We start from the raw sequence: 20,429 nt of genomic DNA, 5'->3' as shown, positions 1-20,429 counted from the left end.
GGGCCCGTGTCGTTCTTCTCCTCTCCTCTCGACTCCCCTTCCCTCCGCCTCGAATGGCTCGCCGGGCTCTCCAGGAAGATGCTGCAGGCCGGCAGCAAGAACGACCTCCTCGACCTGATCGACGACGCCCTCTCGGTGCCCGAACCGGGCGGCGACCCGGCCCTGCTGGAGGGCCTGGCGAGCCTCTACCGCGGCCAGGTCGACCATGTCGGCGGCGTCTTCGACCAGGTCGACCGGGTGGGCCGCAAGGGCCTCCCGGAGGTGTGGGTCGGCGACACCGGTGTCCTCGCCTCCGACGCGGTGAACGCCGCCGGCCGGTCCGCGACCCAGATGAGCGAGGCGTTCCAGGGCTGCGCGTCGGTGCTGCTGACGCTGGCCGACGCGCTCATCGCCGCGCGGAGCAAGGACGAGCAGGGCCGCGGACAGCTGCTGGAGCAGAAGAAGACGCTCGGCGGCAAGGACGGTTTCTTCGACGACCTGCACGAGAACGACGAGGAGGAGTGGGACCGCAAGAACGCCGCCCACTTCGGCTCCTTCGCGGTCGACCTGATGCACACCGCCGTCGCCGACGCGCAGGAGGCGACCCGCGTCGCGGCCCGGGACCTGAACAAGTGGGCCGCCGAGGCACGGGCCGGGAAGATGGAGACCAGCGAACTCACCGCCGTCGACAAGCTGATGCTCGCCGACACCGGCGTCGCGGACGCCGACACCGAGCTGAACGAGATCCTCACGCCCGGCGACCTGGCGCGCGCGTCGACCCGCATGGACCAGCTGAACCTGGACGACGAGATGGCCATGGAGCGGATGCTGGCGCAGTCGGACAGCCCGCAGGAACGCGCCTACCTGATGAAGGCCCTGGCCGCCGGCCACAGCGTCGCCGAGATCGGGACGTTCCAGAACAAGATCCACGGCAAGGACCCCGCCTGGCTGCGCCGGCACCTCACTCCGGTGGTCACCCGGAAGGACAGCATGAACGACGAGGGCCAGGCGTCGGACGGCTCGAACAACAACAAGGACTACGTCACGTTCGACGGCCAGCGGTGGGTCCAGGGCGGCGACGGCTCCGAGGGCACCTGCGTGGCCTCGTCCACCGTCACGTCCCGCGCCATGGTCGACCCCCTCTACGCGCTCGACCTCACCGGCGGCCCCGACGGGCAGCAGGACGACCCCGAGGCCTTCAAACAGCGCCTGGTGGCCGAGCAGCACCGGCTGCACACCGAAGGCGACGGCGGCAAGAACTGGGGCGGCATGGGCCCCGAGGGCCAGGAGCGGATCAACGACTCCACCGTCGGCAGCGCCACCGGCACCGACTACGAGCGCCAGGACCTGAACAGCGCCGCCGACCGCAGGGCCGTCCTCACCCAAGTCGAGAAGTCGGTGGCGGAGGGACGGCCGGTGCCCGTCGACGTCTCGGGCAAGGAGGGCGCCCACGCCATGACCATCATCGCCCAGGAGGGTGACATGCTCCAGGTGTACAACCCCTGGGGCTCGACCACCTGGGTCAGCGAGGACGACTTCATCAACGGCCACATGGGCAAGGCTTCCAACAGTGATCTCCCCAATGCGTACAGCGTCTATCTTCCGCGGTAGCAGGGGCGGCGCCGCGCTCGCGGCGACCGCGCTCCTCGCTCTCGCCACGGGCTGCGGCTCGGGCACCGACGACCCGGCCGGCGGACCCACGAGCACCGCGGGCGCCCCGACGAGCCACTCGGTGAAGGACACCAGCATCACCGCGAAGCCGGGCGAGCGTTTCACGCTCACCGTCCACCAGAACGCCTCCACCCGCGAGTACTGGTACCTGGTCGACCCCAGGCCCGACACCTCGGTACTGGTCAGCCGCGGCCACGCCTACGCGCCGCACTCCGGCGACGAGCCGGCGGCCGGCGCCGGCGGCCGGCTCACCTTCACCTTCGAGGCCAAGGCCAAGGGGACCACCCGCTTCACGCTGCTGCACTGCACCTTCACCACCTGCCAGGGCAACACCTCCGCCCTGCCCCCCGCGACGACGGGACCCTCCGCCACCCCGGCCACGGGGGCGCCCACCCCCTCCCAGGCCCCCGAGCGCATCACCTACACCGTCACCGTCGACTGAGCCGCGGCGCACCAGCCAGATGAGACGAGACACCCGAGGCCCCGCCATGAACGACCACGCCCCGCACCCGCCCGACCGCACGGACGACGAGCTGGCCCGGCTCGACGTCACCGCCCTGCTGCGCCACGGCCTCACCGCCGAACCCGGCCCGCGCCGCACCGCCCTGTTCGGCGACGGCGCCGCGGCCGCGGCCGTCACCCTCGACCGCCTCGGCACCGAGCCCCGCTCGGTCGCCTTCCTCGCCGACACCGTCCGCGCCGGCGGACTCATCCGCGCCGCGGACCTGCCCGAACCCCTGCCCCGCCGGGAAGCGGCCGCCCTCGCACGGCAGTGGCTGCGCACCGGCACCGAACTCGCCGGCGGAGTCCCCGCCGACGACACGGCGGCCACCTGGCTGCACGCCGTCGCCACCCTCATCGAACAGAAGCAGCTGACCCGGGCGTCGCACGGGGGTTCGTGATCCGGCGGGCTGACCGGACATACGCATCGCTGTGGTCTCCGGAGACCGCCCTCCGCGGCGAGACGCGAGCGAATGGTCTCCGCCTGCACGGCGCCAGCGTGCCCCAGGCCGGCGGCCTGCCCGACTGAAGCGGGTGCGGGTGGACGCGCAGAGCCCGGAGAATGAAGCCGCCCCCGACGGGTAGGCATCCCTCGCCCGAACCGATTCCGGCTCTGGAGGGGGTTTCGTGGGTTGCGCGTTGAGGCCCATGAGAGCATCCATCGCTCATGAGGCCGGGTTCCGCATCGCTTGGGGTGCCCCGGCGGAGACCATGGCTCCGCAGAGGGGTCGTCGACTCGTCCGAGGGTGTACTCCGGAATGACGGTGCCCGTTGTCGCGCCCTCCGAGGACGGCATCCCGTGGCTCGATCCTCAGCCCGGCGGCGTCGGAGCATTGGTGACCTGGCGTGAGGCGAACGGCGCATTGCGTCTGGCCTCGGCGGGAGCGGACCGTACGGTGCGTGTCTGGGACCTCAGGTCCGGCACCCCTTTGGGGTCCCCGCTGGTCGGCCACACGGCCTGCATCGGCGCGCTGACCCAGTGGAGGGACGACACGGGTGAGCACCGCCTCGCGTCGTCGGGCGAGGACCACACGGTGTGGATCTGGGATCCGGCCCGGGGAACGCCCGTCGCGGGGCCGCTGACCGGCCACAGTGAGTGGGTCATGGGCCTGACGAACTGGACCGCGCCGGACGGCGGGGTCCGGATCGCCTCCGCCAGCGCGGATCGCACCGTCCGGATCTGGGATGCCCGCACCGGAGAGCCGGTGGGGGAGCCGCTGATCGCGGATTCCGGCGGCCTGTGGGCGGTCGCGGCGCTCGTCCTTGCCGACGGCTCCGTGCGACTGGCGGCCGGTGGCGACGGTGGCGATGTGCACTTCTGGGACGCCGGAACCGGCGAAGCCACGGGGCGGATCCCCCAGGCGTGCGCGGCGGGCGTCTATGCGATCAAAGCCTGGCAGGGGCTCGACGGTGCGGCCCGGCTGGCGATCGGCGGAGTGGACGGCACGGTGCAGGTCCGGGATGCCGACGGGCATCCCGTGTGCGAGCCCATGACCGGGCACACCGCAGCCGTACGCTCTTTCGCCGTGTGGGCCGGCGAGGACGGCGGGACGTTGCTCGCGTCCGCCGCCGCGGACGGTACCGTTCGCATCTGGAATGCCGAGAACGGCAGCGCCGTGGGAGCCCCCTCGCCCGGTCATCTCGGGTGGATGCCTGCCGTCGCCGCGTGGACCGACGACCGCGGAGACACCCGTCTGGTCAGCGCTGGAGACGGGGGGACGATCCGGCTGTGGGATCCCCGGACCGGTCTCGATGTGATGCAGCCGTTGATCGGCCACGTCGCCGGCCAGTGGGCGCTGACCAGTTGGCAGAGTGCCGATGGGTCCGTGCGCCTCGCCTCGGCGGGGGACGACGCGGTCATCCGTCTCTGGGACCCCGAGTCGGGTACGCCCGCCGGAACGCCGCTGACGGGGCATACGGCCGGGATCTGGGCGCTCACGAGTTGGACCCGCGCAGATGGACGGTCACGACTCGCCTCGGCCGGTGACGACGGCACCGTCCGGGTCTGGGATCCCGACACGGGAGCCGCGCTGCACGAGCCGCTTCCGGGTCAGGCGGCCTGGTTACCGGCCCTCGCCTCGTGGCAGGGAGCGGACCGAGAATGGCGCCTGGCGTCCGGCGGAACCGACGGCACCGTACGCGTCTGGGACCCGGAGGCGGGAACACTCGTCCGGGAATGGGCGTCCGGATCACCGTGGGTGCTGGCCCTCGTGGCATGGACGAATGCGGAGGGATCGCAGCGACTGGCTTCGGCCGGGGACGACGGCTGCATCAGGGTCTGGGACCCCGAGACCGGCGCTGCGATCGGCGCGGAGATGGCCGGTCATACCGCATGGGCACGAGCACTGGCCGTATGGACCACCGACCAAGGAAGACCCGCACTCGCCTCTGCGGGCTTCGACGCCGTTGTCCGGATCTGGGATGCGGAGACGGGAACCGCGATGGGCGGCCCGCTCACAGGGCACACGGCACGTATCGGGGCCCTGACCGATTGGCAGGACACCGAGGGCGGATTTCGTCTGGCCACCGGCAGCGACGACGACACCGTCCGGGTGTGGGACCCGCAAACGCAGCGGGCCGCAGGCGACCCTCTCGCGGGGCACACATCCGGTGTCTGGGCCCTGACGAGCTGGACCACGCCCTCGGGCGAGCCCCGGATCGCCTCGGCCGGGTACGACGGCACCGTGAGGCTGTGGAATCCGCGGACGGGAGAAGCGGTCCGAACGATCGAAACCGGACCAGTCACTCTGTGGGGCATGTCGGACGCCCCCGCCCGAACGGACCTGCTCGGCCGCAACGCTCTCGCCCGTGCCCTCGCCCATCAGGCATTTCGACCCATCGACCCGTCCAAAGGGGAGGGCGGACCGAGTGTGATCAGCGTCGAGGGGCCCTGGGGCAGCGGGAAAAGCACTCTGATGACCCTGGTCCGTGATCTGGCTCCGAGTCCGGTTCCCTCCAGCGCGAACGGCCCCCGCGAGCGCCCCATGACCGTTCGGGAGGCCGTGCGTCTGATCGGCAGGCAGGGGAGACGCCGAGCCGCACCCGGACCCGGCCCTGATCGAACCGGTATCGTCACCGCCTGGTTCAACCCCTGGTTCTACCAGTCCGGGCAACAGGTCTGGGCGGGACTGGCGGGGGAGATCATCGAAGCCGTGGCACCCGTGCTCTACCCGAGCGAGAGCGAACGCGAGCGCTACTGGTTCACCCGCAATCTGCAGCGTGTCGACCGCTTCGCCCTACGACGGCTCCTGCTCCGTCGCACCGTTTCCCCCCTGCTCGGCATCGGCATCGTTACCGTGCTGCTGCCTTTCCTCCTGGGCCTTGCCGCATTGGACAGGCCTTCGGAGCTTCTCGGCGCAGGTTGGACGGCAGTGGACGTCTCGTTCGTCGTCGCGGTCGTGTTCCTGCTCGCGGCGCTGACCCACTCCCTCACCCGGTACTGCGTCGGTCGTGCGTCCCGCTTCGTCCCCGGCGCGATGCTGCGCATGCCGGTACACGACGGCAGGGAGCCGGGCGTTCAAGACAACCCGGCCCAGGTCGCTGACCCGCTCCTTCGCGCTTCGGCCGGGTCGCTGTACCTGCTGCAGCACGACATCGGGGAGTTGCTGAGCGATCTCGCCGACACGGGCAACGAACTCGTCGTCTTCATCGATGACCTGGACCGTTGCCGCAGCGATACCGCCGCCGAGGTGTTCGAAGCCGTGAATCTCTTCCTGAACGGCATCGCCACCGGGCATGGGCTGCGTGCCCGCTTCGTGATCGGTCTCGACCCCTCGGTGGTGGCCGGCCACCTGGATGCCTACACCGGTGCGATCGGCCCGCATCCAGGTGTTTACGCTCAGGACCCGAGCCCTGGCTGGGCATTTCTGCGGAAGCTGGTGCAACTGCCCGTGGTGCTGCCTCAGGTCTCGGACCAGGGGATCGCGGGCTTCGTCGAAACAGTGACACGTCTGCCGTCCGCGCATCAGACGTCCGCACCCGTGCGCGTTCCGTCCCCACGGGGCCGTACCCACGCCGGGGCGTCCGGCCGGAGCGCATCCCCGGTGGTGCCGGAACCCGTATCCGCCGGCGGACACGGGCCGGGAAACGTGCGCCGACCCGCTCCCACCGCGGTCCTCGCCGTCCGCACCCTCGAACAGCATCCCAGGATCCAGCAGCTCCTGAAGGAACGGATCACAGCGCTGGAGGAGCCGTCGATCCGCGAGGCCAAGAGGATGCTGAACGTCTGGCAGCTCTACGAACGAGCACTGATGGTGGACGAGCCGTTGGCCCGTTCCGAAGCGGCCGTAGAACGCGCCTGCCTGCTGGTGTACGTGGCCGAGATCATCGTGCGATGGCCCGCGTTGCAGCGTCGGTTGCACCGCAGGGTGGAAGGAGGCCGGGGACTCGGCGTACTGGCGGCGGCGGCCGAGGACGACGCATCGTGGGCAGCGGGGCTGGAACTGCTGGGACTCGACGACCCCCGCCTGGAGCCCGCGTTGAGTGGGCTCAGGCAGCTGCTGTGTACCCAGGACGGGATGGCGATCGCAAGGCTGGCGAGCCGGATCCTGTGAACGGGGCCCTCGCAGGCCTCAAGCGCGGCCCCCGATCACCCGTCCCCTCGCTTGTCTGACCTCGCGGTAGTCCGGGTTCTCGACCGCGGACTCCGCGTGCGTGCCCGCCAGGACATCGCAGACCGTCTGCACGGCTAGCGACGACGCACGCAGGTCAGCCGCCTTGGTGTGGAAGCCCGTCTGCGGCAGACACAGGAAACGCTCGGGCCCCAGGGAGACCAGACGGTGCCAGGCGGGCGAGCGGCGCAGCCCGTCGCTCGCTGCCCGTATCCCGCGGTCGTCGGCGAGGACCTGGTACAGGGCGGCTGGATCGAAGAGGTCCGGGTGACCGCTGTTGATCAGCAGTGCACCGTCCTTCATCTGCTCCAGTTCGATACGGCCGATCTCGGGCCGGTCTCCCCGCACGGGGCCGGGACGGTGCAGACTCACTACGTCCGACACCGCCAGAAGCTCCGGCTTGTCGAGGTATCGCGCCGAAGCAGCGGACTCGAACTCCGGCTTGTGGTGCGGGCCGGTGTAGACGACGCGCATGCCAAGACCGGCTGAGGCGATCACGGCCACACGTGTGCCGATACGGCCAGGGCCGATGACACCGAGAGTGAGCCCGCGTAGTTCCACAGCAGCCGGACCCATTGTTTCGGGTGCGATGAGCCCGTCCGCTCCACAACGCGCGATCGATCCGAGGATCCCTCGCGCCAGAGCCAGCATCAGGAGGACCGTGAACTCGGCCACGGAGTCGGCATTCGCACCCGGCGTCGCGGACAGGGCGATACCGAGATCCACGGCACGCCGCCAACCCGGGACGAAACTACGGTAATCAGTGCCTACGAAAGCCACAGCCTCCAGCAGGTCCGCCTTCTCGAAGTGCTCGGCTTCCGGTTCCTCGTAACCGCCGATGACGTACCCTGACGCACCCAGCAACGCCTGGTGCAGCTCGGCGGCGGTGATCTCGTCCTGATCAAGCCTGCGCAGGGTGTACCCGCGGGCCTCGACCTCCTGGAGCGCCGACGGGACGACCAGCCTGGTGCCGGTCACCAACACGATTCTCTCGTCGCTGCTCACCCTGACTCCCCGGAGGATTCCGCGGAACGACGGGCGCTGTCCAGGGCGTCCAGGCCCCGACCGAACAACTCCTCGTCGCGCAGGAGCGGCACGCGCACCCACTGCGATCCCGGATTCCGCGTCTTTCCGTCCTCACTGTTCCAGTAGAAGCGGTCGCCTGGCAGCACGTTCACCGACCGGGCCTGGCAGGCATCGAGGACAGCGTCCCGGTGCCGCCCCACATGCAGCCATGCCACGCTCCGTTGGAATGCGTGCTCATGCGGTTGGTCCAGCGTGAGACTGAAGCGTTGCTCCAGATGTCTTTGATTGGCCGCGGCGACAGCGCGAGCCCGGGCGGCCTCCCCATGCGGTCCGTCGTCCTCCAGCAGTGCCGCGAGCATCCTGATGTTGAGCTCCGAGACGTTGAGGAGTACATCGGTGCAGATGGAGCCGAGGTCGCGGGCAAGGGTACGGGTGGCTGTGAGTACTCCTACCTTGGTGTCGTGCAGGGGGATGGTCTTGCCGGTGTCATCGACCGTCGCGACGTCAGCTCCGATGTCGTTGCCCATGTCGACGACGTCCAGCTTCAACCCCGGATCGAACATGCGGAAGGACGCGTCGAGAACCAGGAGCGTGTTACGCCGGGCCGCCCACTTGAGCAGTGTGAGCGCCTGGCCGGGACCCAGTACGGCACCGGTGGGGTTGTTCGGCGCTACGACGACGAGCGCGCTGAGCCCCATTGAGTCGAGGAAGTCGGTGTCGCAATCCGGGAGGATGCGGTCCTCTGGGACGGGTAGCAGATCAAGGCCGCTCCGGGCGAAGAGCGCCGGCACACTGTCGAACGTCGGCGTGATCATGCCGATCGGCCCGGGCACCGACCGCAGGTACTTGGCGATCACATCGAGGGCGATCGAAGCGGAGTAGGTCAGATAGGAGGAGTGAACCGGGTAGTGCTGGCCGGTGTGTCGCGTGAGAGCCTCGCGGAACCACGATTCCGCCTCGAAGTAGTCGGCCCCGGCGTTGGCCAAGAGATCGTGCGTCACTTCGGAGAGGCGTCGGACCGAGTCCGCTGACAGGGAATGACGGGCGTGCGCGTCCGCCAGGTTGATGGTGTCGGCGGCGAGGGCGGGCCACTCATGTGCGGTGAGTGAGTAAGGCGAGTGCGCTTTCACTGAGCCACCTCGCAGACGATCAGGGAAAACAGGCCACGGGGTGAGTAGGCGCCGCACTCCAGGATTCGGACGTTCCGTATGCGGTTGCCCAGTGCGTCGGTCAGTCGACGGATCGTCAGGAAGCGGGAATCGGAGCCGTCGTCGGCCGGCTCGTGCTCAAGGATGACGGTGAGTCGCCGGAGTCTTTGCGCCGCTCGGACGACGACGGCGGATGCGATCCGGTCGTAGGAGGCGAAGCTCCCGGGCCCGTTGCCGGATCGAGCGGCCCCCGCCGCTGTCAGGGCCAGCTCGGCCTCCGCCCGGAGTTCCGGAGAGGCAGCGGGCCGTGGAGAGGAGAGCCCGAACGGAGGAGAGGTGTAAAGCACAGCGTGCCGGGCCTCCACATGGAGTTCAGCCCAAGCCTCTGTCTGCGTCGCGTCGCCCCACAGCACGTGCGACGTCGCAGACGGGCACGGGCTGCCCTTCAGATCCGCCAGCATGTCGCCGTCCGACACCGGGTGTTCGGTGTGTGTACTCATCCGGCGAGCCACTGAGAGACATGACGGCATCGGTAGGTCGGGGTCCACCTGTGCGGGCAGGTTCCTCGCATGATCGGACTCGGCCACCGACTTGGCGAGACACACGCAGGCCAGCAAGGGGTCCAGCTCGATGCCGAAGAAGGGCAGTCCGAGCAGGCGTGCCGCGCAGGCCGAACTCCCCCCGCCGGCCAGAGGGTCCACGAACAGGTCGGCCTCCGGACAAAGATCCCGGACTATTCGGGCCGTGGTGCGAACATTTGATGCGTTCCTGGCCTGGTACCACCGGTCGATCGGTTCGTACGGATCAGGGAGGTACTCCATCAGGTTTCCAGGCGGGCCGTATGCCTTCAGCGTCGACGTCACAGCTCCCTCGCCCCCTCGCGAGCCCGGCGATCCGGGGTACCACTTGAGTGCACTACCCTGCGCGCTCAGCGCATAAGAGCGGGATCGAGCCGAAACGCCACAGTGGGTCCGGGGGCGGATGTCTGAGGAGTTCGTCGCACAGGGGGCAGGGTGGGGGACAGAGCTTCGGCGGGACGGTGGCCGGCATCAGCGCGTAGATCAAGCGGCGCCGGGATTCCTTGAGTGTGCCCAGGCACGACGAAGTCCGGACCCGGCGCATCCGCCCCTGCAGAGCCACACCTGCGGCGAGGGGACGCGCGACAGCGCGTTCGTCGCCTCTACGTGCCCGCACGCAGGCCTGATCATCACCGGGACCGTGGCGATCCGCAGGATGACCGGCTCCTGCAGGCTGGAGGCCGTACCGTCGCCCACGGCCAAACGAACCGAGTTGGGGGAAGTCGGAACGAGAGCCCGGGAGCGAGCCGTGGACAGCCGGCACCAGCACCTCACGCCCACCGGTCGCTCGGGGGACCGTGGCGACGGTCACCGGATGCGCCCTGGCGCACCATGGGCGCGGCCGAAGCCGAGCGAGCCGGACCGGTCTCCCCTGTGGGCCCCACCGACGACCTGCTCGGCGAAGCCCTGGCCGCCGCCGAGAGGGTCGCCGGCATGTCGCTGCCTGTCGCAACGATGGCGAAGTAAGCAGGCCGACCGGGCCTTCGGGACCACGCTCGGGGAAGGCGTCCGCTCTGAACGGAGCCTCTTCCGCTCGGCCAACGCCGACCGGCAGGAGAGCACAGTCGCCTTCGTCCCCGCACGCGCCGCCGGAGCTCCGTCACCGCAGAACCACGGAGCCCGTACCGTCCCACTCGGCGGGAGAAGAAGATCACGCCGGCGAAGGCGGTCTTGGCCATCCTCGCGCCGCGCGGTACGGTCTGTCCGATATCGACGACGGCGAGACGGAAGCCGGTGGGAATCCGGCACGGTCGCGCCACTGTGTGCGGGCACCGCAGGGGTGTTCGTGAGTCAGACCCGTGGCCGTCGTCCTGTGCACCACCGAGATGGGACGCGAACTCCCAGAGGAGGTCCTGCCATGGCGCAGACCGTCGTCCGGCCGACAGCCACCACTCCCGCAGTCCCCGCCAAGCTGCCGCTGAGGGCGGTGGCTCCCTGGGCGGTCTTCTTCGGCATCCTGATGCTCGTCCTGCTCTACTTCGTCGGCGCCGAGCAGGGCGCCACCTCCGTCTTCAACGGCACCGGCGTCCACGAGTGGGTGCACGACGCCCGTCACCTGCTCGGCTTCCCCTGCCACTGACGCGAGGGGACAGCACCGCCCATGAACTCCGCAACCGTACGGAACCTTCTCGTGCGGGGCATGCTCGCCGGCCTCGTCGCCGGCGTGCTCGCCCTCGTCGCGGCCTACCTCCTCGGTGAGCCGAGCGTCGACAAGGCGATCGCCTTCGAGGACGCGCACTCCCACGAGCACGAGATGGAAGTCGTCTCCCGCTCCCTGCAGTCCACCGCGGGCCTGGCCACCGGCGTCCTCGTCTACGGAGTCGCGTTCGGCGGCATCGCCGCGCTCGCCTACTGCTTCGCGCTCGGCCGCGTAGGCCGCTTCACCCCGCGGGCGACCGCCCTGCTGCTGTCCGGCTGCGCACTGCTCGCCGTGTACGTCGTGCCGTTCCTGAAGTACCCGGCCAACCCGCCCTCGGTCGGCGACCCCGGCACCATCGGCGAACGGACCACGCTGTACTTCCTGATGATGCTGCTCAGCGTCCTCCTGGCGGTCGCCGCCACCATCCTGGGCAAGCGCCTCGCGCCCACCCTGGGCACCTGGTGGGCGACGGTCGCCGCGGTGGCCGCCTTCGCCGTCGTCATCGGCCTGGCCTACGCGTTCCTGCCGGTCGTCAACGAGGTGCCGGGGGACTTCCCGGCCGCCCTGCTGTGGAGGTTCCGGCTGTCCGCCCTGGCCGTCCAGTCCGTCCTGTGGGCCGGCTTCGGCCTGCTCTTCGGGGAACTGGCGGAACGCCTGCTGAACCCCAGGCCGGCAGCCGCCGGCGGAAGCGCGGTTCCGGCCGCGCACTGATTCCTTCCGGACGACCGAGGGCCCCGCGGAACCATCCGGGGGCCCTCCGGCGTTCTTCGGACACCGAGTCCGGCGGAAGAGCGCGTACGGCGACACGACAGGCAGCCCGACCGGACGCGGACCACCCGGCCGAGGAGCGGAGGAACCAAGCGGCCAGGATCCCCCAGCCGTACGGTTCCTCGCCCAGCAGGCCACACGCACCGTACGGCTGGTCCACGACCTGGAGACCCTGATCGCCGCACAGGGGGAGGGCTGCACCGGGCGGGTCTCCCGCGATCGCAGGTGTCAACGGCTCGGAGGCGTCTGAAGCTCTGCTCAGTGGTTGCCGGCCGACGTTTCCGTTATGCCGGCATCCGGTTCGGGACTGCGTCGTGCCAGCCGGCTTGGACAGCGATCGCCTGACGCCACTGCCTGACGCCCTTGGGCGGCATACCAACTGCGAGAACTCCGGTGAGGCGGTCACCCGTGCGGTAGGCGACCACGAACCTGCGCTCCTCCAAGCAGCCTTCGACAACTGCCGTTTCCTCGTGGCCGCGCAGGTAGCCGTGGGCATGGATCTTCATGTCGTACTGGTCGGACCAGAAGTACGGCACGGGCGCGAACGGCTTGCGGGCCTGAGGAGCGGCGAGCAGGTTCCGGGCGGCGGCCATGCCCTGCTCGGACGCGTTCGTACGGTGCTCGATCCGCATCTGGACACCGAACAGCGGGTTGTGCCAGCGAGCCACGTCTCCGGCTGCGTATACGCCCGGCGCGGCCTGGCAGTACGCGTCGCAGACAACGCCGTCATCGACAGTGAGCCCGCTGACGGCCAGCCAGTCGGTGTTCGGCGACGAGCCGACTGCGACCAGTACTTCGTCACCCTCGATGGTTCCTCCCCCGGCCAGCCGCACCCCGCCTTCAGTCACCTCGGTCACTGTGACCCCGGTGCGCAAGTCGACGCCCCGGTCGCGGTGAACGTCGGCCAGTACCTGTCCGACCTCTTTGCCCACGGCCTGCGCCAGCGGCACGGGAGCAGGTTCCAACAGGGTGACGTCGCACCCCAGCTTCCAGGCCATGGCGGCTGCTTCCGCGCCGAGGAAACCGGCACCGACTACCACCAGCCGCCGCCCCGGGCGGAGGCGCTCTTGCAGCGCCAGCGCATCGTCGAGGGTGCGCAGCTGGTGGCCGCCCCCGCCGGGCAGCCGCCGCGGACGTACGCCGGTGGCGATGACCAGACCGTCGTACGGCAACGATGTGCCGTCCTCCATCCGTACGGTACGGGTAGTGAGGTCCAGGCCGGTCGCCGCGAGACCGAGCCGCAGGTCGAGTCCGAGCGCGACCAGGTCCGTCGGCCGGCGCAGACGCAGGTTGTCGGGCTCCCAGTCCCCGGCAAGCAGGTGCTTGGAGAGCGGAGGCCGGTCGTAGGGGACGTGGGGTTCGTCTCCGATCAGTGTCAGGGTGCCGTCGTAGCCTTCCCTGCGCAGCGTCTCGGCCGCCGCCAGACCGGCAGCCGAGGCACCGACGATGACGATTCGCTTCACTGTTCGACCAGACGGATCGCGGCGGCGGGGCAGATCGCCGCCGCCTCCCGTACGCCGTCGAACAGTTCTTCATCCGGCCGGTCGGTCAGCAGGACGGCGATGCCGTCGTCGTCGCGCTGGTCGAAAACGTCGGGGGCGGCCATGACGCACTGTCCGGAGGCAGCACACTTCGGCGCGTCGAGTTCCACATGCATGATTGCTGACCTCGGTTTTGTCCGTAAATGGGGGTAATGGGGTGAAGCTGGAAGCGATCCGGGGCAACGGACCGGTCGATGAGACCGGAACCGCGCCCCGGATCGACTTCACCGTCCAAGACAGCCGGCCTACGGCGGTGGGTGGAGGGCCGGGTTCGGCTGACCGTTGACAGCCTTCCGCCCCACGCGCCCGACCTCGATCCGTCGAAGGGGCTTGTCTCTCCTGTGGCGCAGCCGGCTCTTCAACGTCGCCTCCACTCTCGAAGATCCCGTCCAGCGCGTCCGACGCGGCCTACGTCACATCCAGTACGCGGCCACCTCGTGGACGGCTGCCTCGCCGAGACCGGCCTGGCCGTCAGACCCGCCTGAGCAGCGATACGACGTCCCGAGCTCAGTGCCGGCAACCGGCGGCTTTGAGGCCCATGATGCGGTCGAGGTAGCGGCTTGACGTGTTGAGCCGCCACAGGGCACCCCGGGCTATGGCTCGGCGGTTGCGGGGGTCGGCGGTCATCGGCTTGACGACGTTCGTGAACCACGCGCTGGCGTGATGTGCGTCGATACCGATGTGCAGGCGGTGGTAGGTGATGCCGTCGTCGGGCAGGCCCAGTCGCTCCCAGCCATGCAGTACCTGGGAGAAGCGGTCGGGCGCCATCCACTCGGTCACCGCCAGAAGGCCGACCGCCTCGGCGAACGTGTTCCGGTAGCGGCACAGCAGCACGGCGAGGTTGCCGCTGAGCAGGGCCTCGGTGGACAGGCTCTCCGTGAGTTCGGTGCTGGTGATGCCGAAGTAGTCGATGAGCCGGCCGAACAGCGTGGTGTGCACCATCTCCGGGTCGCCGTTGCCCATCTCGTCCCAGAAGTTCTGGGCGATCTCCATCTTGGTACCGCCGTCGGTGCCCACCTGCATCATGGCCAGGAGGTCGTCGAAGCGGCCGTCCACGGACGACTCGTGGAGCACGAAACGACGGAAGTCCTCCTCGGTGGCGTGGTCCCGGATGAAGGAGCGGTAGTAAGGGTGCTTGAACGCCTGGTGCTCCCGGGTGAGGGCCTTGAGCCAGGGCACGAACGCTTCGGGGTCGTCCGGTATCGAGGCGTAGACGGCGTCGTCGATCCAGGCGTCCTCATTGCGGATGGTGTCCCGTTCCAGCCTGCGGGTCACGGCGTGCAGCGCGGTGGAGCCCTCGGGTGTCGGCCCCAACGGCAGCTGGGTGTGCACGGCGTAGATCTTGGACAGCAGGTACTGCTGCGCAAACTGGGCGTCCGCGTCGCCGACCGCCGCCGCGTCCCCGAGTTCGCCGACCGAGTTCACCAGTTCGGCGGTCCGGGACGGGGCGGCGTAGTGGGCTTCGAACACGTCTTCGGGCCAGGCGAGCTGCTGGGCGATGCGGTCGGCGAGCTGCATCGACGCGGAGGCCGTGTCAAGGTACGCCGGAAAGAGCGTGCTGGTCATGCTGATATCTCCTCAACTGACGTGTGAGACGGTGGGAAGTAGGTGTGTGCAGAGGCCGGAGCGGTACGCAGAGGCGACTTCGCGAGCTTGCCCGTCGGCGTGCGCGGCAGACGGGCGGTGAACTCGACCACACGCGGCGCCTTGTAGCGCGCGATGCGGCCCCGGACGAAGCCGACGAGTTCCTCGGCGAGGCCTGGCCCGGGTGCTACGCCGTTCTCCAGCTCGACCACGGCCTTGACGGCCTCGCCCATCTCGGGATCCGGCACCCCCACCACGGCGGCGTCGGCGACCGCGGGATGCAGCACGAGGACGCTCTCGATCTCCTGGGGGTAGATGTTGACCCCGCCGGAAATGATCGTGAACGCCTTGCGGTCGGTGAGGAAGAGGTAGCCGTCCTCATCGACGTGACCGATGTCGCCGGTTGTCGTCCAGTGGGGGTGATCAGGGTGCCGAGTCCGCCGGGTCTGCTCGGGATCGTTGTGGTAATCGAACGGGGGTTCTTCGCGCTCGAAGTAGACCAGTCCGGTGTGCCCGGCCGGAAGTTCCCGGCCGGCGTCGTCACAGATCCGCACTGATCCCAGCGCCGCGACCCCCACCGAGCCCGGCTTACGCAGCCACTGCTGCGGATCGATGAGGGTGACGCCGTTGCCCTCGGTCGACGAGTAGTACTCGTACAGGACCGGCCCCCACCACCGCATCATCCGGTGCTTCACCTCGACCGGGCACGGTGCGGCCGCGTGGATGGCGACCCGCATCGAGGAGACGTCGTAGCGCTCGCGCACCGCGTCCGGCAGCCGCAGCATGCGGACGAACATGGTGGGCACCCACTGGCTGTGGGTGACCCTGTGCCGCTGGATAGCGGCCAGTGCACCCTCTGCGTCGAAGGAGGACATGAGAACGACGGTGCCGCCGGTCGCTGTCACGATGCCGCTGAACCGCAGCGGCGCCGCGTGATACAGGGGGGCCGGGCACAGATAGACGGTGTCCTGTCCGAACCCGTAGGCCGGCTGGAACAGCTGGGTGAATGCCGAAGGCTCGGTGCGGACGTCGCCGTCGGGCAGCCCGGGTCTGATGCCCTTGGGCCGGCCGGTGGTGCCCGAGGAGTACAGCATGTCGACGCCTCGCGGCTGGAAGTCCGGCGGTTCGGCGGACGCCGCGGCGAGCCCTGCCTCGTACGTCCCGTCGTCCAGGCCGAGCACCGTCAGGTGGCGCGGCACCGACGAGACGACCGCGGAGCCCAGTGCCGTCAGGCTGCCGGACACGATGAGAACCCGGGCACCGCAGTCGTCGATGATGTACGCGGCTTCCTCGGCACTGAGATGGTGGTTGACGGCGGTGAGGTAGAGACCCGACCGCAGAGCGGCCCAGTAGACCTCCACCATCCGCGGGTCGTTGTCGCAGAGTACGGCGACGGTGTCGCCGCGGCGCAGGCCCGTCCGACGCAGGTGGTCCGCGAGCCGCAGCGAGCGGTCCTCCAGCTGGCCGTATGTCAGGGTTCGTGCGCCGTCGGCGGTCACTACCGCCGGCCGGTCAGGGGCGTGCGCTCCTGGGTACATCGGCGAACACTCCTCTTCGTGATGACGAACGGGCTGGTCCCGTCAGGACCACAGGACGAGCTCCCCGGACCCGGAGATGCCGATGAAGAAGGCCAGGGCGACGCGGCGGCCCGGCCCGGCGGGGAGGATGGTGTGGTAGTTGCGGGGGTCGAACAGGACCGCGTCGCCGAGGGAGGCCCGCACACTGGCGCACGGCTCTTCGGCGACCATCTCGTCGGGGTAGAAGTAGTTCCCGCCACGCCGGATCTCGTCACGGGGTTCCCAGCGACGGCGGAACACGTTCAGCTCGCCACCCGAACTTGGCACCGAGATGTGGCAGTTGAACGCGAGCTGACAGACCGGGGTCTCGTCGACCATGCCCGGGAACTCGCGCACGAGCTCGTCGAAGTGGACGCCGCCGCCCCCGTTGACCTCGCGGATCATCCCGGCGAACATGGGCCGGCCGCCGAGCGTGAGGTCGCGGACCCCGCCGGGCCAGGACTCGGCGAGCTTCGCCTTGGCCAGGTCCAGCGGGTCGGCGCCCTCGAGCAGGCCGACCCGCACGGCCGTCGACCGCTCGACGTCGGCCCAGTACGCGGCGGGGAAGTCCTCATGCTGGTAGTAGTCGAACACCGCTGGGCCGAGCTTGGGAATCCGCTTCTTCATCAGGGCCTCGTCGTAGCTGCCCATCGTGCAGCCCTCCAGCCCCCTCATGATCTGGGCGCAATGGTCGGCGTCGAAGAAGCCACGGATGCGGATCGCGCCCAGCACGCCGGCGCCGAGGCGCAGCAGGTGGTCGGGTTCGAGCCGGTCCGTTGTAAGGGTGTCGAACAGGAGGGCCGTCTGGTCGGGACCGGACCCGGAAAGGTTCTTCGGCGGCGTCTGGGTGGTCGCCATGGTCGATCGCTTCCTTTCGATTCTCGGGGTGGTGGGCGCGGTCCGGCCCGGTGTCCTCCGACCGGGCCCCTCGGTCACCCGCGCCGCGCCGCATCCTGCTGGTGGCGGCGTTCGGCGAGGTCAACGACCTCGTTGCAGCGCTGCTCCTGGAGCGAGGGCTCCAGGAAGGCCCACGCGGGACACCCGTTGACCTCCATGACGACCCATTCGCCGTCGTGCCGGACGATGTCGACACCCGCCATGCTCAGACCGGTCGCCGCCGTCGCGCGCAGGCCGGCGTCGGCCAGGTCGTCTTCGGGCGTCACGAGTTCGATGTCGGCGCGCCGGATATCCTCCGGCTTCTTCGTCTCGGCGCCTGAGATCGGCTTCCACTGACCATCACTTTCGGTCATGACGTGCACGCACATGGTGACCTGGCCGTCGACGACGTGGACTCGCCAGTCGCCGTCGTGCTTCAAGTACTCCTGGCACAGGAGTTCGCCGTAGGTGTCGAGGAGCTGCTCCATGCGGGTCCGGGCCCGGTCGGTAAGCCCTTCGGAGAAGCGGTCGACGTCGATACCGCGGTGCCCGACCGAGGGTTTGACGACGACGGCGCCCCACTCCGCCACGGCCGCCTCGAAGTCCTCGATGCCGCGGCATATCCGGGTCTTGGGAACGTGCACGCCGGCCTGGGCCACCCGGTGCAGCATCACCGCCTTGCTGACCGCCGCCGTGTGGGCGTCCGCCGGGTCCAGCATGACCAGTCCGGACACACTGGAGAGCAGGAAGAGCCGCTCGACCGCATAGCGCCAGTTCTTCAGTCCGACGTGCGCGCGCGAGACCACCACATCCAGGTCGGCGGCGTCCCGGCCGGCGATGGTCGGGGTCGTGCCGAGAGGGGTTTCCCGAAGTGCGATGTCCGAGAGCTCGAAAACCGTTGTCTCGTGTCCCCTGGCCCGGGCCGCGGCCGCTATGCCCTCGGATTCCGCCTCCCCGGCGTGCCATGCGAGAATTCCAAGTTTCATGCGATGCCCTTTCTCGGGAATTTCTCTCGCCGATAGTGCACAGTGAAGGAGGTGCGAATGTCGCACGGGCTCCGTTCGCCCGTCAATCGACGAAACCGCCGTCCCGCCGGCGGGACAACCCGCGAGGGCGGCACTATGCCAGTGCCCCGTCCGAAGTGTTCCGCTGCGGATTTCTGGCCGTCGCCTGCGCCCTTGACCTGCGGGTCAGGGCCCGTGGTACAGGTGGAGACCACGCATGCGCTGAGAATGGAGAGTTGTGTGGGAACGGAGAGTCTCGGTGATCGATGAACGGGTTATATCGGCCAGGAATCTTGTAAAGTGTTACGACGAGTTCGAGGCGGTCAAGGGAATCGATTTCGAGGTGCGGTCCGGTGAGGCTTTCGGACTCCTGGGATCGAACGGCGCAGGCAAGTCATCGACGATGAGGATGATCGGGTGCGTCTCCCGGCCGACCTCCGGGGAGCTGAGTGTCCTCGGAATGGATCCGGTCAAGGATGGCTCGCGCATCCGGGGGCGCATCGGCGTGTGTCCGCAGTTCGACAACCTGGATCCGGACCTGACTGTCCGGGAGAACCTGTACGCCTACAGCCGCTACTTCGGCATTCCACGCGCCGAGGGCAGACGGCGCGCGAACGAGCTCCTGGAGTTTTTCGAGATCGCGGACAAGGCGCACGGGAAGGTTGCCGCGATGTCCGGCGGCATGAAGCGTCGGCTTACGATCGCGCGTGCCTTGATCAACGACCCCGAGATCGTCCTGCTCGACGAGCCGACTACGGGCTTGGACCCGCAGGCGCGGCATCTGGTGTGGGAGCGACTGCACCAGCTGAAGCGCCGGGGCATCACCCTGATCCTCACCACGCACTACATGGACGAGGCGGAGCAGCTGTGCGACCGGCTGGTCATCATGCGCTCCGGCCGGTTCGTCGCCGAGGGATCGCCGGCATCCCTCATCCGGACGCACACCCAACCCGAGGTCGTGGAGCTGAGGTTCACCTCGGACGACCTGCCCGAGATGGCCGAGAAGGTCAACGACCTGGGAAGGGTCGAGGTGCTCCCGGACCGCCTGCTCATCTACACCGACCGGGGAGACGACGTGGCGGCCGGAGTACGGGCCAGGGCGCTGGGTCCGTCGAGCGTGCTGGTCCGCCGGTGCGGCCTGGAGGACGCCTTCCTGGCGCTGACCGGGAGGGACGCCCGGTGACCAGCTCCAGCTTGGCCGTCATGGAACGGCACCTGATCGCCTACCGGCGCCTGTGGAAGTCCTCTGCGCTCAGTGCCGTCCTGACGCCCGTGCTCTTCATGGTAAGCATCGGAGTCGGGGTGGGCGGCTTCGTCGACGAGGTCGACGGTGTGCCCTATCTGGCGTGGATCGCCGCTCCTTTGCTGCTCTCCGCGGTCTTCCAGCAGACCGCCCAGGAGTCCACATCCCGCGTCTTCCACGAGCTGAACACCACCCGCACCGTCCACGCGATCGTCGCGACGTCGGCGAGTGTGCGGGACGTCCTGGCGGGCCGGCTGCTGTACTTGATGGTCAAGGTGCAGTTCTCGACGGTGTGCTTCCTCGCGATCGCCGCGTGCTTCGGGGCGGTCCGCTCGTGGTGGATCTTCGCGGAGCCTCTGGTGGCTGCCGGGGTCGCGGTCGCCACGGCCCTGCCGCTGACCGCGCTGGCCGGCACCATCACCGACGACACGTACCTGCCGGCCCTCTCGCGCCTCATCACGGTCCCGGTCGTGCTGTTCTCCGGCATCTTCTTCCCGCCGACGAAGCTGCCGGAGTGGGCGACGGTCACGGTCTACGCGACCCCGCTCTGGCACGGGGTCGACCTCGCTCGGGCGGCCGCCCTGGGGCAGCGGCCCGAGTGGCCGCTGTGGGCGCACATCGCGGTCCTCGGTGCGTGGAGCGCCGTGGGATACGTGCTTTCGTCCAGGATCCTCCATCGCCGCGTCTACGACGGGAACAGCTGAC

General features: G+C 69.3%; 17 protein-coding genes and 1 riboswitch. Of the genes, 8 read left to right on the top strand and 9 right to left on the bottom strand.

All coding sequences use genetic code 11. The annotated features are described in order from the left end of the window. Positions 1–6 precede the first annotated feature (6 nt). From ACZ4VF_RS02460 to ACZ4VF_RS02445, 4 genes are all read left to right on the top strand, one after another. Positions 7–1,590, top strand: a complete 1,584-nt coding sequence (locus ACZ4VF_RS02460; protein ID WP_467922648.1) for a peptidoglycan-binding protein — start codon at positions 7–9, stop codon at positions 1,588–1,590. After that, positions 1,562–2,092 carry a protease inhibitor I42 family protein gene (locus ACZ4VF_RS02455; protein WP_467922647.1) on the top strand — a complete coding sequence of 177 codons (531 nt, stop codon included), beginning with the start codon at positions 1,562–1,564 and terminating at the stop codon, positions 2,090–2,092. The genes ACZ4VF_RS02460 and ACZ4VF_RS02455 overlap by 29 nt, the downstream gene beginning before the upstream one ends. A gap of 46 nt (positions 2,093–2,138) precedes the next feature. After that, complete coding sequence (locus tag ACZ4VF_RS02450; protein WP_467922646.1) at positions 2,139–2,552, top strand: hypothetical protein; 414 nt, start codon at positions 2,139–2,141, stop codon at positions 2,550–2,552. 357 nt (positions 2,553–2,909) lie between these two features. Beyond that, positions 2,910–6,704, top strand: coding sequence for a P-loop NTPase fold protein (locus ACZ4VF_RS02445; protein WP_467922645.1), 3,795 nt, complete (start codon positions 2,910–2,912; stop codon positions 6,702–6,704). Between the two features lie 18 nt (positions 6,705–6,722). On the opposite strand, the gene ACZ4VF_RS02440 is transcribed toward ACZ4VF_RS02445, so the two are convergent. Genes ACZ4VF_RS02440 through ACZ4VF_RS02430 form a run of 3 tightly spaced genes read right to left on the bottom strand, consistent with a single transcriptional unit; the run spans position 6,723 to position 9,798 of the window. Beyond that, positions 6,723–7,766, bottom strand: a complete 1,044-nt coding sequence (locus ACZ4VF_RS02440; protein WP_467922644.1) for a 2-hydroxyacid dehydrogenase — start codon at positions 7,764–7,766, stop codon at positions 6,723–6,725. Further along, complete coding sequence (locus ACZ4VF_RS02435) at positions 7,763–8,917, bottom strand: aminotransferase class I/II-fold pyridoxal phosphate-dependent enzyme (protein WP_467922643.1); 1,155 nt, start codon at positions 8,915–8,917, stop codon at positions 7,763–7,765. The genes ACZ4VF_RS02440 and ACZ4VF_RS02435 overlap by 4 nt, the downstream gene beginning before the upstream one ends. After that, positions 8,914–9,798 (bottom strand): hypothetical protein, encoded by an 885-nt coding sequence (locus ACZ4VF_RS02430; protein ID WP_467922641.1) that lies wholly within the window; start codon positions 9,796–9,798, stop codon positions 8,914–8,916. The genes ACZ4VF_RS02435 and ACZ4VF_RS02430 overlap by 4 nt, the downstream gene beginning before the upstream one ends. Before the next feature lie 891 nt (positions 9,799–10,689). Then, a riboswitch (cobalamin riboswitch) is annotated at positions 10,690–10,834 on the top strand. A gap of 36 nt (positions 10,835–10,870) precedes the next feature. On the opposite strand from ACZ4VF_RS02430, the gene ACZ4VF_RS02425 reads away from it, so the two are divergent. Together ACZ4VF_RS02425 and ACZ4VF_RS02420 are read left to right on the top strand one after the other, a co-directional pair. Beyond that, positions 10,871–11,092: a CbtB domain-containing protein gene (locus ACZ4VF_RS02425; protein ID WP_467922639.1), complete on the top strand. Its 222-nt coding sequence runs from the start codon at positions 10,871–10,873 to the stop codon at positions 11,090–11,092. A gap of 21 nt (positions 11,093–11,113) precedes the next feature. Then, positions 11,114–11,863, top strand: a complete 750-nt coding sequence (locus ACZ4VF_RS02420; protein WP_467922637.1) for a CbtA family protein — start codon at positions 11,114–11,116, stop codon at positions 11,861–11,863. Between the two features lie 341 nt (positions 11,864–12,204). On the opposite strand, the gene ACZ4VF_RS02415 is transcribed toward ACZ4VF_RS02420, so the two are convergent. The 6 genes from ACZ4VF_RS02415 to ACZ4VF_RS02390 form a co-directional block, all read right to left on the bottom strand. Next, positions 12,205–13,383 (bottom strand): NAD(P)/FAD-dependent oxidoreductase, encoded by a 1,179-nt coding sequence (locus ACZ4VF_RS02415; protein WP_467922636.1) that lies wholly within the window; start codon positions 13,381–13,383, stop codon positions 12,205–12,207. Next, complete coding sequence (locus ACZ4VF_RS02410) at positions 13,380–13,577, bottom strand: ferredoxin (RefSeq protein ID WP_467922635.1); 198 nt, start codon at positions 13,575–13,577, stop codon at positions 13,380–13,382. Before ACZ4VF_RS02410 ends, ACZ4VF_RS02415 begins: the two co-directional genes overlap by 4 nt. 391 nt (positions 13,578–13,968) lie before the next feature. Beyond that, on the bottom strand, positions 13,969–15,027 hold the full coding sequence (locus ACZ4VF_RS02405; protein WP_467922634.1) for an iron-containing redox enzyme family protein: 1,059 nt from the start codon (positions 15,025–15,027) through the stop codon (positions 13,969–13,971). Next, positions 15,024–16,583: an acyl-CoA synthetase gene (locus ACZ4VF_RS02400; protein WP_467922633.1), complete on the bottom strand. Its 1,560-nt coding sequence runs from the start codon at positions 16,581–16,583 to the stop codon at positions 15,024–15,026. The genes ACZ4VF_RS02405 and ACZ4VF_RS02400 overlap by 4 nt, the downstream gene beginning before the upstream one ends. Positions 16,584–16,625: 42 nt before the next feature. Then, entirely contained in the window at positions 16,626–17,459 is an 834-nt protein-coding gene (locus ACZ4VF_RS02395) for an L-gamma-glutamyl-L-propargylglycine hydroxylase BesE (protein WP_467922632.1), read from the bottom strand. Positions 17,460–17,533: 74 nt separating this feature from the next. Beyond that, positions 17,534–18,529: an ATP-grasp domain-containing protein gene (locus ACZ4VF_RS02390; RefSeq protein ID WP_467922631.1), complete on the bottom strand. Its 996-nt coding sequence runs from the start codon at positions 18,527–18,529 to the stop codon at positions 17,534–17,536. A 211-nt stretch (positions 18,530–18,740) separates the two neighbouring features. On the opposite strand from ACZ4VF_RS02390, the gene ACZ4VF_RS02385 reads away from it, so the two are divergent. Both ACZ4VF_RS02385 and ACZ4VF_RS02380 read left to right on the top strand, forming a co-directional pair. Beyond that, positions 18,741–19,664, top strand: coding sequence for an ABC transporter ATP-binding protein (locus ACZ4VF_RS02385; protein WP_467922630.1), 924 nt, complete (start codon positions 18,741–18,743; stop codon positions 19,662–19,664). Beyond that, positions 19,661–20,428 (top strand): ABC transporter permease, encoded by a 768-nt coding sequence (locus tag ACZ4VF_RS02380; RefSeq protein WP_467922628.1) that lies wholly within the window; start codon positions 19,661–19,663, stop codon positions 20,426–20,428. The genes ACZ4VF_RS02385 and ACZ4VF_RS02380 overlap by 4 nt, the downstream gene beginning before the upstream one ends. The last annotated feature ends 1 nt before the right edge of the window (position 20,429 follow it).

The sequence above is a fragment of the Streptomyces sp. NPDC029151 genome (assembly GCF_055564315.1).
The sequence above is the reverse complement of the archived record's forward strand: the minus strand, read 5'-3'. Positions and strand labels throughout refer to the sequence as shown.

Coding starts and splice junctions, on each gene's coding strand:
- ACZ4VF_RS02445 (WP_467922645.1), top strand. CDS start 2,910: ATGACGGTGCCCGTTGTCGCGCCCTCCGAGGACGGCATCCCGTGGCTC.
- ACZ4VF_RS02395 (WP_467922632.1), bottom strand. CDS start 17,459: ATGGCGACCACCCAGACGCCGCCGAAGAACCTTTCCGGGTCCGGTCCC.
- ACZ4VF_RS02400 (WP_467922633.1), bottom strand. CDS start 16,583: ATGTACCCAGGAGCGCACGCCCCTGACCGGCCGGCGGTAGTGACCGCC.
- ACZ4VF_RS02450 (WP_467922646.1), top strand. CDS start 2,139: ATGAACGACCACGCCCCGCACCCGCCCGACCGCACGGACGACGAGCTG.
- ACZ4VF_RS02410 (WP_467922635.1), bottom strand. CDS start 13,577: ATGCATGTGGAACTCGACGCGCCGAAGTGTGCTGCCTCCGGACAGTGC.
- ACZ4VF_RS02405 (WP_467922634.1), bottom strand. CDS start 15,027: ATGACCAGCACGCTCTTTCCGGCGTACCTTGACACGGCCTCCGCGTCG.
- ACZ4VF_RS02425 (WP_467922639.1), top strand. CDS start 10,871: ATGGCGCAGACCGTCGTCCGGCCGACAGCCACCACTCCCGCAGTCCCC.
- ACZ4VF_RS02420 (WP_467922637.1), top strand. CDS start 11,114: ATGAACTCCGCAACCGTACGGAACCTTCTCGTGCGGGGCATGCTCGCC.
- ACZ4VF_RS02455 (WP_467922647.1), top strand. CDS start 1,562: ATGCGTACAGCGTCTATCTTCCGCGGTAGCAGGGGCGGCGCCGCGCTC.